The sequence below is a fragment of the Amycolatopsis xylanica genome (assembly GCF_900107045.1).
Lineage (GTDB): Bacteria > Actinomycetota > Actinomycetes > Mycobacteriales > Pseudonocardiaceae > Amycolatopsis > Amycolatopsis xylanica.
On the sequence record NZ_FNON01000001.1, the window covers coordinates 1,546,156 to 1,556,339 of the forward strand.

General features: G+C 69.2%; 10 protein-coding genes. 2 read left to right on the top strand and 8 right to left on the bottom strand.

The genetic code is table 11. The features are described from left to right. Position 1: 1 nt before the first annotated feature. Genes BLV57_RS06795 through BLV57_RS06805 form a run of 3 tightly spaced genes read right to left on the bottom strand, consistent with a single transcriptional unit; the run spans position 2 to position 1,544 of the window. Positions 2–709: a hypothetical protein gene (locus BLV57_RS06795; protein WP_091287637.1), complete on the bottom strand. Its 708-nt coding sequence runs from the start codon at positions 707–709 to the stop codon at positions 2–4. Positions 710–746: 37 nt separating this feature from the next. Beyond that, complete coding sequence (locus tag BLV57_RS06800) at positions 747–1,118, bottom strand: hypothetical protein (protein ID WP_091287638.1); 372 nt, start codon at positions 1,116–1,118, stop codon at positions 747–749. A 57-nt stretch (positions 1,119–1,175) separates the two neighbouring features. Beyond that, on the bottom strand, positions 1,176–1,544 hold the full coding sequence (locus BLV57_RS06805; RefSeq protein WP_091287639.1) for a roadblock/LC7 domain-containing protein: 369 nt from the start codon (positions 1,542–1,544) through the stop codon (positions 1,176–1,178). Between the two features lie 452 nt (positions 1,545–1,996). On the opposite strand from BLV57_RS06805, the gene BLV57_RS06810 reads away from it, so the two are divergent. Both BLV57_RS06810 and BLV57_RS06815 read left to right on the top strand, forming a co-directional pair. After that, positions 1,997–3,289 (top strand): CHASE3 domain-containing protein, encoded by a 1,293-nt coding sequence (locus BLV57_RS06810; RefSeq protein WP_091287640.1) that lies wholly within the window; start codon positions 1,997–1,999, stop codon positions 3,287–3,289. Positions 3,290–3,384: 95 nt separating this feature from the next. Continuing rightward, positions 3,385–4,041 carry a response regulator gene (locus BLV57_RS06815; protein ID WP_091287641.1) on the top strand — a complete coding sequence of 219 codons (657 nt, stop codon included), beginning with the start codon at positions 3,385–3,387 and terminating at the stop codon, positions 4,039–4,041. Positions 4,042–4,048: 7 nt separating this feature from the next. Here BLV57_RS06815 and BLV57_RS06820 read toward each other — a convergent pair whose 3' ends face one another. The 5 genes from BLV57_RS06820 to BLV57_RS06840 all read right to left on the bottom strand — a co-directional run bounded on the left by BLV57_RS06820 (position 4,049) and on the right by BLV57_RS06840 (position 10,021). Then, on the bottom strand, positions 4,049–5,764 hold the full coding sequence (locus tag BLV57_RS06820) for a sensor histidine kinase (RefSeq protein ID WP_091287930.1): 1,716 nt from the start codon (positions 5,762–5,764) through the stop codon (positions 4,049–4,051). Positions 5,765–5,846: 82 nt separating this feature from the next. Continuing rightward, positions 5,847–6,785: a nitroreductase family protein gene (locus tag BLV57_RS06825; protein ID WP_143046995.1), complete on the bottom strand. Its 939-nt coding sequence runs from the start codon at positions 6,783–6,785 to the stop codon at positions 5,847–5,849. Between the two features lie 111 nt (positions 6,786–6,896). Beyond that, positions 6,897–7,874, bottom strand: coding sequence for a zinc-binding alcohol dehydrogenase family protein (locus BLV57_RS06830; protein WP_091287931.1), 978 nt, complete (start codon positions 7,872–7,874; stop codon positions 6,897–6,899). A gap of 71 nt (positions 7,875–7,945) precedes the next feature. Further along, positions 7,946–8,512, bottom strand: coding sequence for a PspA-associated protein PspAB (gene pspAB / locus BLV57_RS06835; protein ID WP_091287642.1), 567 nt, complete (start codon positions 8,510–8,512; stop codon positions 7,946–7,948). Positions 8,513–8,626: 114 nt separating this feature from the next. Then, the gene (locus tag BLV57_RS06840) at positions 8,627–10,021 is read right to left on the bottom strand and encodes a hypothetical protein (RefSeq protein WP_143046997.1); all 1,395 of its coding nucleotides are present in this window, start codon (positions 10,019–10,021) and stop codon (positions 8,627–8,629) included. Between the last annotated feature and the right edge of the window lie 163 nt (positions 10,022–10,184).

The window sequence follows — 10,184 nt, forward strand, 5'->3', positions numbered from 1 at the left end:
GTCACCACGGCGTGACCCAGGACGGCAGTTCCAGCTCGACGCCCATCACCCGGGTGACCAGCCGGTGCCGAGGCCACTTGCCGGTGGTGCTGACCTCACCGAGTCCCGCGATGAAGATCCGGCGCTGCGCGAACGTCACCGAGCGCCACCGCAGGCCGAGCTTGGGCCTGACCGGCGGGATGAACGCCCTGACCGGCTCGTGGGCTTCCGCGGCCCGGCTCGCGTAGTCCGGAACCGGCAGGTACCGCAGGTCGAGGTCGACGAGCGGCGGCGGGCCGCCCGCCTGGTGGTGGCACCGGGCGAGCATCCGGGTGATCTCGTCGACGGCCAGCCGCACCAGCCACGGCATGTGTTCTTGCCACCGCCCGAGAAACGGCGCGTTCAGCGATCGTGCCGTCACCTCCTCCGGCATCACGATCAGCGCGCGGACCGCGGTGCCGGTCAGCTCGACCCGCAGCCGCGCCCACCGCCCGCCGGTGTCGATGAAGAAGCGCGGCATGGGACCGCCCGAGCCGGCGTCGGACCGCGCCCGCATCCGTTCCTTCAGCTCGACGAACGGATGGTCGGACGTCCGGTCGTCCGGCAGCACGAACATGAACTCCAGCTCGTCGCCGATGAGCTTCAGCCCGGCGGGGAACAGGGATCCCAGATCGGTCATGAACGCCGAGCCGACGACGAGCGCCTGGTGGCTGGATCCGCCTGCGGGCATCGTCGCCTCCTCCGCTGTGCGTGCCGCTTGCGCGCGGTCAGACCTGGAGATCGGACTCGATGCGCTTGAGGTAGTGCCGCGCCAGCGCGAGATTCGCCTGCTCGCGGTCGAGCACCAGGTAGAGGAACAGGCTGCTCCTGCCGTGGATCGAGTCCAGCAGCCGGATCAGGTGATATTGGCGGTGCAGTGTGATCAGGATGTCCTCGATCGTGTCGTTGAGCGCGAGCGCGGACATGACACGGAGCTTGGACCTGATCACGTCGGTATTGCCCGCCGCCGCGACCTCCAGATTGAGCCAATCCCCTCCCCCGCTGGTACCCAGTGACATTCCGCTCTCGTGGTCCACCAGCGCGACGCCGAGCGACCCGGCGATCGACATGCACTCTTTCAGGGCATTTTCGATGTTCATCGGAACTCTCCACTTGTTCGATTGTCGTGAAATGGGAAATCTGGGCGGTAACAGGTGCTAAGCGGGCAGGATCTCCTTGATCCGTTCGACGACGGGACGGCATTCGAACAAAAGCCGCCCGACATTCAGGTTCTTGTCTCCCATGATGGCCATCAGCGCCATGCGGCCGACGGCGAACACGGCCAGATAACCGTCACTGCTGAACACCACGGTCTGACTGAGCGTGCCTTTCCCGGTCAGCTCTGCCGCCTGGCGCGCGATACCCAGGTTGGCCGCGGCGAGCGCCGAGATCTTCGTGGGGTCGATGTCCTCCGCCGCGTCGGCGACGAGCGGAATCCCGTCCACCGCGGCGATCACCGTGTCCGACACCCCAGCGACGTTCTCTCGAAGGGTCCGCAGCTCGGCGGCCAATGCTTCGAAGTCCACTGCTCTACTTCCTGTCTCAGCGACATAGGCGAGGGCGGCTCCCCGGCGAATTCGATCTGGGGATTCAGCGGAACGCACACGGATGCGCCGAAGACGGCTCGAAGATCACATTTGCCAGATGGCTCCGCGCGAGCCCGTCCTCGCAAAAAATCAATGCCTAGAATTGATCACCCAATCGGGTTTCTCGCTCGCGGAGAACGTACCACCGTGACTACAGAGCCCTCAATCAGCACCCCCCAGACAGCCGCGTCGTCACGCGATCGAGTGAACCGACCAAAGATTCAGTAACGGCTCATCCTCGACCCGGAATACCCCGGAGCGGCATTTCCCGAACAACACCCGGAAATTGATACTTTCCGCACTTCCCGGCGCCCCGTCGACTTCCGACACAAAAGTTTCCCCGGTGGCCGGGGAGTTACCTCTATCGTCAAGAGCCGAAGAGGGGAGGAACCTTGCGCGCGAGGAACCGCCGCCGGACCCTGCATTCCGTGACCTGGCTGGTCATCGCCACCCTGGTCGGGCTCTTGATCTTGTCGACGACCGTCACCGTGGTCGCCAGGTCGTCCGTCGCCAGGGCGGTGCACGAACTCAGCGACCGGCTGCTACCCGCCAGTCAAGCCGCTTCAGCACTCGGAAAGGCTTATGTAGACCAGGAAACCGGCCAGCGCGGGTTCCTGCTGACCGGCGACCGCGAGTTCCTGCGGCCGTTCGACGACGGTCAAGCCGCCGCGCTGCGCCAGCGCGCCCGGCTGCACGAGCTGCTCGGCACCGACCACGAAGCGCTCACCGCGCTCGATCAGGTGGAGAAGGCGGCCGGCACCTGGCAGTCCTCGGCGGCGGCGCCGGAGATCGCCGCGCGCCGCCGGGGCACGCTCGGCGCGGACCAGCTGTCCGCGTTGACGCTCAAGGGAAAAGAGCTGTTCGACGCGCTGCGGCAGCGCCTGACCACGCTCGAAACCAGGACCAGTGAGCTGACCGCTCAGCAGGTGAAGCGGATCTCGTCGGCGCAGCTGACGGCGAACGTGGTCGCGATCGCGTCGATCCTGCTCGCGGTGCTCACCGCGTTCGCGGCCGTGCCGCTGCTGCACCGGCTGCTCGCCCGGCCGCTGGGCAGGCTGCTCGGCCAGATCCGCACGGTCGCCGACGGCGCCTACGACCACGCGATCGACGCCGACGGCCCGCGTGAGATCACGGCCATCGCGGGCGCGGTGAACCGGATGCGCGGCAACATCCTGCGCAACACCCGCGAGCTGGCCCGGCACGAGGAGCAGAGCCGGATGGCAGCGGACCTGCAGGATTCGACCATCCAGCAGGTGTTCGCGCTCGGCATGGCCCTGTCTTCGGCGGCCGCGCGGCATCCGGGGCACGCGGCGGAGCTGGCGCCGCTGATCGCCGACACCGACCGCATCGTGCGGAACCTGCGCACCGCCATCTTCGACCTGACCCCGACGCACCTCTTCGCGGGACTGCGTGTCAAGGTCAACGACGTGGTCAAGGAGCGCTCACGCGACCTCGGTTTCACCCCGGCGCTGGAGTTCACCGGACCGGTCGACACGCTCAGCGAGAAGTCCGCGGCGGACGCCTTGCTGGCCGCGCTCAGAGAACGGCTCGGCATGCTGGGCCGCGCGACCGAGGCCACCGTGTCCGTCACGGCGACCACGACCGCCTTGCGCCTCGAGGTCACCACGGACGCGGCCGAGCCGTTCGTCTGGGAGACCCCGCTCGCGGACGGTGCGCCCGGCTAGGGCCCAAGGTCCCGATCCGGCGGGACGTCACGACCGATACACCGGCGCGGGCCCGGGAGTACGGTGAATCCGCCGCGAAACCCGAAGGGGGCCTCATGGCGACACGCGTGTTCCTGGTCGACGATCACGAGATCGTCCGGCGGGGGCTGGCCGATCTGCTCGGCAGCGAGGAGGACATCGAGATCATCGGCGAGGCCTCTTCGGTGAGCGAAGCGCTCACCCGGGTGCCGACGAGCGAGGCGGACGTGGCCGTGCTCGACATCCGCCTGCCCGACGGGAACGGTGTCGAACTGTGCCGGGAGCTGCTCGACACCGTCCCCAAGCTGCGGTGCCTGATGCTGACCTCGTACGCCGACGACGAGGCGTTGTTCAACGCGATCATGGCCGGTGCGTCGGGTTTCGTGCTCAAGCAGGTGCTCGGCAACGACCTCGTCTCCGCGGTCCGCACCGTCGCCGCGGGCGGCTCGCTGCTCGACACCAGGACGACTTCCGCGCTGCTGAACCGGATCCGCCGCGACCGCGACACCAGCGACCCGGTCTCCACGCTCTCGGACCAGGAACGGGCCGTCTTCGACCTCATCGGCGAGGGCATGACCAATCGCGAGATCGGTGAACGGCTTTTCCTGGCCGAGAAGACCGTCAAGAACTACGTCTCACGCCTGCTCGCGAAGCTCGGCATGCGGCGGCGTACCCAGGCCGCCGTGCTCGCCACCGAACTGCGCCGGGGGCCGGTCGGCCCGCCGCCCGAATAACGGCCGGTCAGATGAGCGGGACCCGCCAGACCACCCGGGTACCGCCCGAAGCCTGATTCTCGAACGCCACCGTGCCGCCGCATTGCTCGGCGCGGCGTTGGAGGTTGTCCAGCCCGCTGCGGCGGCCACCTTCGGGAATGCCGGTCCCGTTGTCGGCGACCTCGATCACGAACTCCTCACCGGCGGCGACGTCGATGGTGATCTCGTTCGCGCCGGAATGCCGTAGCGCGTTGCTCAGCGCCTCGCGGGTGACCGCTTCCGCGTGCTCGTGCAGGTCGACCGGCACCAGGGTGTCCACCGCGCCGGAGATGCGCACCGACGGCGCGATCACCGAGTCCGTGGTCAGGTCGGACACGGCGTCGAGCAGACGACGGCGCAGGCTGGTGGTCTCGTCGGTGCCGGAGGTGTGCAGGTCGAAGATCGAGGTGCGGATCTCGCGCACCGTGCGGTCGAGCTGCTCGACGGCGAGCGCCACCCGGCCGCGCGCGTGCTCGTCGTGCACCCGCCGCAGGATGCTCTGCAGGCTCATGCCGGTGGAGAACAGCCGCTGGATGACGTGGTCGTGCAGGTCCTGGGCGATCCGGTCGCGGTCGGCGAGCACGTCGAGCAGCCGCTGGTTGCGCTGCTTCTCGGCGAACTCGAGCGCCACCGCGGCCTGGTCGGCGAACGACGACAGCATCGGCACCTGATCGGGCTTGAACTGCTCGGAGCCCTTGTCCCGCACCGCGATCAGGATCCCGCCGACACTGTCCCTGCTGTTCAGCGGCACCGCGGCGGCCGGGCCGAAGCTCACGGCCGGGTCGGCGGAGAACACCGCGTCCAGGTCGGCGATCAGCCTGCTGTGCCCGGTCGCCAGCACCTCGTCGATCTGCGGGTGGCGCCCGGTCATGGCCGAGCCGACGAGCAGGGCCGCGCGCTCCCCCGCCGCCACGCTCACCGCCATCCTCGGCTCGCCTTCGTCCTCGGCGAGCAGGATGAGCACACCGTCGGATTCCACCAGCTCGCGGACCCGGTCGGCGATCAGGTTCAGGCTCTCGGTGACCGAGGTGCCGCCGAGTAGCTTGCCGTTGATCTCGGCGACCGCCTCGAGCCACCGCTCCCTGGTCCGGGATCGCTCGAACAGCCGCGCGTTGTCGATCGCCACCCCCGCCGCGGCGGCGAGCGACTGCAGCACCACCTCGTCGTCCGCGGTGAACTCGCTGGCGCCGCGTTTCTCGGTCATGTAAAGGTTTCCGAAGATCTTGTCCCGCACTCGCACCGGCACCCCGAGGAAACTGCCCATCGGCGGATGATTGGGCGGGAAGCCGACGGACGCGGGATGCCGGGACAGGTCCGGCACCCGCACGGGTTCGGGAGTCTCGATGAGCAACCCGAGCAGCCCGCGGCCTTCCGGCAGGTGTCCCATGTGCGACCTGGTCTCGTCGTCGATGCCGACGTAGACGAACTCCGAGAGACCTTCGGTGTCGGCGAGCACGCCGAGCGCGCCGTAACGCGCGTCGACCAGTTCCACCGCCGCCTGCACGATGCGCTGCAACGTCGAGTCGAGCTCGAGGCCGGTGGCGACCGCGAGCACCGCGTCGAGCAGGCCCTGCAACCGGTCCCGGGTCTTGACGATCTCACTGAGCCGGTCCTGGACCTCGTGGAGCAGCTCGTCCAGGCGTAGCGCGGCCAAAACCCCTGTCGGCGAAAGGGATTCCCCCGACAGACCCGGTTCGGCCGGCATGCGTGTGCTCCGATCGCCGCGGCGGCCACCCAGCGTGACCACTCAGCCAGCGTTCCACTGTGTCCCGGCCTTGCCAAGCCGCCTATCCGTGATCGACACCGATCGGCTGCCCGGCATTCGGAGCATCGCCGCGCGGCCGCACGGGCCCCGCGGGGTGACCGAGCCGCATGATCAGTCTCGGAAGCACTGGCAGCGCGAGCTTTTCCGCCAGATCCTCACGCGTCTCCCGCACGTGCAAAGGCTGCGTGAGTACCGAAGCGACAAGACCGTTGTCCACGGCGGACAACCAGATCCGCTGCATCACCAGCCCGGTGCGGACATGATCGGCGCGACGGTCGTTTTCGGTGCAGAGCACCAGGATGACCTCGTTCTCCAGCCGGGCGGCCAGGGTCACCGCGTCCGGGATCCGGCTCCCCACGCGCACGAGCCCTGCCCACGGCGCGCCCGCCCGGCCAGGCTCCCGGTCCACGAACGCGTACTCGCGCCACGCGAGCTCCGCGTGGAAACCGGCCTCACCCTGGATGATTTTCGCCGCCCGCTCCAAAATGGCCGCGACGGCGAGCAGTTCGTCCTCCGCGACGACCCGGACCCGCACGCCGTCGCCTGCCGTGGCGATGACCGTGGCGAGCCGGTCTTCCGCCACCCGCGTCGAGGCGAAGGCGTGCCGATGACTGTGCCTGCGCGCGATCGCGCTGTAGAGGTGGAGATCGGCCGCGGTCGGTGGCTCCCGCCGGAGCGCGGTCACCGCGCCCGTCCACGGCGGGATCGCCTCGGTTTCGAGCCGCGCGCGCCAGCCGAGCGCGCGCACCGCCAGCCAGAGGTTCGCGAGTGCGGCGCCGCAGGAGATCAACCGGTCCCGGCCGTCGGGGTCGTGGTGGCCGAGCGCGAATTCGGGGCGCTCGGCGATCTCCGCGCGCCGATCGGCCAGTTTGAGCTCCCATGGCTGCGTGCTGTGCACGGACGGCGCGCGTGTCACCGCCCTCGCGAGCACCTCCACCTCGTCCGCGGACCACGTGGCCATCTGCAACCCCCTGATCTGCGCCCCCGAGTCCAGCTTCGCCGGTCGCCGGTGACGGGCGAGAGTGCCCGAGTGCCCGACCGGCCAGGGGCTTTCGGCCCTAACCGGACATGCTCACGCCAGCAGGACGGCGGCGCCGGTGACGCGGTCGGCCGCGAGGTCCGCGAGTGCGCGGTCCGCCGCGTCCAGCGGGTACCGCTTGCTGGTCACGCGCAGCCGGTGTTCGCCTGCGAAGCGCAGGAAGTCGGCCGCGTCCTTGCGGGTGTTCGCCGTGACGCTGCACAGCCGTCGTTCCTGGAACAGGTGCCGCTGGTAGTTCAGCGGCGGGATGTCGGAGAGGTGGATGCCCGCGACGGCCAGCGTGCCGCCCCGGCCCAGCGCGGCGAGCGCCGGCAAGACGAGCTCACCGGCCGGTGCGAACAGGATCGCCGAGTCGAGCGGCTCGGGCGGCACGGACGCGGTGCCGCGCGCGGTCGCGACCCCGAGATCCAAGGCCAGCGCCCGCGCGCCGGCGTCGCGCGTGATGACGTGCACGGTAATCCCGCGTGCGAGCGCGACCTGGGCGGTCAGGTGCGCGCTGCCCCCGAACCCGTAGATGCCCAGCGTTCCGCCCGCGGGCACCGACGCGCGCCGCAGGGCCCGGTAGCCGATGATGCCCGCGCACAGCAGCGGTGCCAGCTCGGCGTCGGAGTACCCGGGCGGCAGCCGATGCGCGTAGGCCGCGGGGACCGTGCAGTACTCCGCGTAGCCGCCGTCGGCGTCCCAGCCGGTGTATATCGACGAAGGACAGAGATTTTCCGCGCCACGTAAGCAATAGCGGCACCGGCCGCAGGTACCGCGCAGCCAGGCGACGCCGACGCGGTCACCCGCGGCGAAGCCCTCTGCCGCGCGCACGACCGTGCCGACCACCTCGTGGCCCGGCACCACGCGCGGCCGGTGCGGCGGCAGGTCGCCGTCGGCGATGTGCAGATCCGTCCGGCACACCCCGCAGGCCTTCACCCGCAGCAGCAGCTCACCTTCGGACGGCGACGGCAGCGGATCGCTCACGCACGCCAGTCCGCTACCCGGCCGGATCACCCGCCATGCCAGCATGACCGCCTCCCGGTACCCGGCCGCGGTCCAGGCCAAGTGGACCGCGACCGGGAGTCATCGGTTTCCCTTCGTCATACCGGCACGCACAGCTCCAGCCCGGCCTCGATCGGCACGAAGCGCCGCAGCAGGCCCCGCGCCCGCAGTTCCACCTCACGGTCGCGCGAACGCCTGCCCGCCGGGACGAACGGGTAGAACGTCCCCCGCCTCGGCAGGTACACGAGCACGAGCTTGCGGCCCCGTCTCCCGCCGCTCTCGTTGAAGTCGACCGTGGTGTGGATCAGCGCGTCGGCGAAACCCGCCTCGGCCAGCCGCTCGTTGACGTCCAGAAGATCGAACAGCAGCCGCCGCAGGTCTTTCCCGCTCTGCCAGCACCGCACGACCGTCCGGCCGTCCGGTTCGTGACTCACCAGGTTGTGCGTCTGGGCGTCACCGGCGGTGGCGGCGACGATCTCCGCCCTGGTGAGCTCGGCGGGACTTCCGGTCACCTTGAAGGAGACGGAACCACCGCCCGTCGGCACCAGTCCGAGCTCGGTCCAGAACTCGCCCTCCACGCCGCCCGCGGCGGGCAGGTACTCCAGATGCAGCACCGGCGTTCTGTTCCTGCCCAACAGGTTTCCCAGCAGAGTCACGGTGACCACGCCCCTCTCGTCGCCACCAAGGCTGCCCCGGGCGGGGTCCTGCGAATAGGGCGCGACGACGGCTCACGAAGGCACTAAGTTCCCCGTTCACATGGGACGAAGGTCCCTAGAAGATCAGCGGTCGCGCTCGAGCCACTGGGTGGCGTGGCCGAGCGGGTCGCCGCGCTCGACTTCGCTGAGCTTCTTGGCGTGGCGACGAAGCGCGGCCTCGGTCTCGGCTTCGGTCTGGCCGATCCGGTCGGTGGCGATCTCCAGGTGGGCCGCGCTCTCCCGGACCTCCCAGGCGAGGTCGGTGATGAGCTCCTGAGCCAGCGACACCAGCGCCTGCCACGCGTCCAAGGGCCCGTCGGGCGTGTCGGACGCGTTGATCTCGGTCGTCCGGTACCACGGTCCGGAGCACCCCGCCGCCATCGCGACCAGATCCGCCGCGCTGTTGAGCTGCTTTTCGATCTGCGGCAACGTGGAAGTGGCGATGAAGCGCAGGTCGGCGAGGTCGACCTTCATCTCGCTGAGCTTCGACTCCTCGAGCAGCTTGGGCTTGGGCATCTTGAAGGAGACGGCGTGACCGGTGACGGTTTCCATCGCGCTCTTGATCGAGTCCTTGAGGTCGCCCTCGCAGTCCCTGATCGTCTGCGCCAACGTCTTCAGCGCGTCCGAGCCCTTCGCGATCACCTTGTCCGGCGTGCCCGCGCCGAACTCGACCGTCTGCTTGCTGGGCTCGCTGCCCGCGTTCATCAGCTTTTCCAGCGCGGGCAACGCCGACGCCACCGCGCCCAGCACCGGGGCCGCCGGGGTCGGGAACACCGCGCCGAGGCTGAAGAGCGCGGTGACCGTGCCGAGGTCCGCGGCGACGGACCTGCCCCGGTCCTTCATCGCCTCGTACATCTTGTCGGCGACGGCCTGGATGTCCTGCTGCGCCTTCGACCAGATCTCCTTCTCGCCGCACAGCGTCAGGCCGGCGAGCAGCGCCAGCGAGTACTGGCCTTCGATGACCGTCGGCAGCGGGGTGCAGAAGTTCTGGTCGAACCTCATGATCATGTTCCCGCCCATGTCGTCCCCGCTGATCCGCCGCTGCAGGAACTCGACGGCCGTCAGCTCGGAATTGCCGATTTTGCCGACCTTGGTGCCGTCGCTGCTGAGCGAGATGTACCAGGCGCCCTCGCGGATGAGGTCGAGGTACCCGTCGAAGTCCGAGGGGGTGGGGATCTTCTTCCACGGCTGGAACAACTGCCGGATGGTGTTCTCGAAGTGCGCGTACATCCTCGTGCCCGCGTCGGGACCCGCCCCGAATTCGAAGTTCTCGATGTAGCCGGGCAGGCCGCGCACCAGCACCTGGCCGCCCGAGGTCCGCGACGGCTTGCCCGGCGGCGTGATCTCGGCGCCGTCGGAGAAGCGCCGCTGGTAGTTGCCGTGCAGGTTCGGGTACCAGTCGTAAGCCTGGAAGTAGAACTCGATCGCGCTGTCGATGATCCTTTCGACCGTCTCGTCCAGGTGGTCCGCGAACGCCATCGTCATCCCCTTGGTGCCTTGTGCGAGTCACCCGGATGATCGATGATGCGCCGCCCAGATCCCGCCCAGGCTCACGGCCAGCGCCTTGACACGAGTCAGCGAGCTTATCGTCGACTCTCTGCGTCGGACTGTTCGAAGTTTGCGATAGTTCGTGGACTTCTTG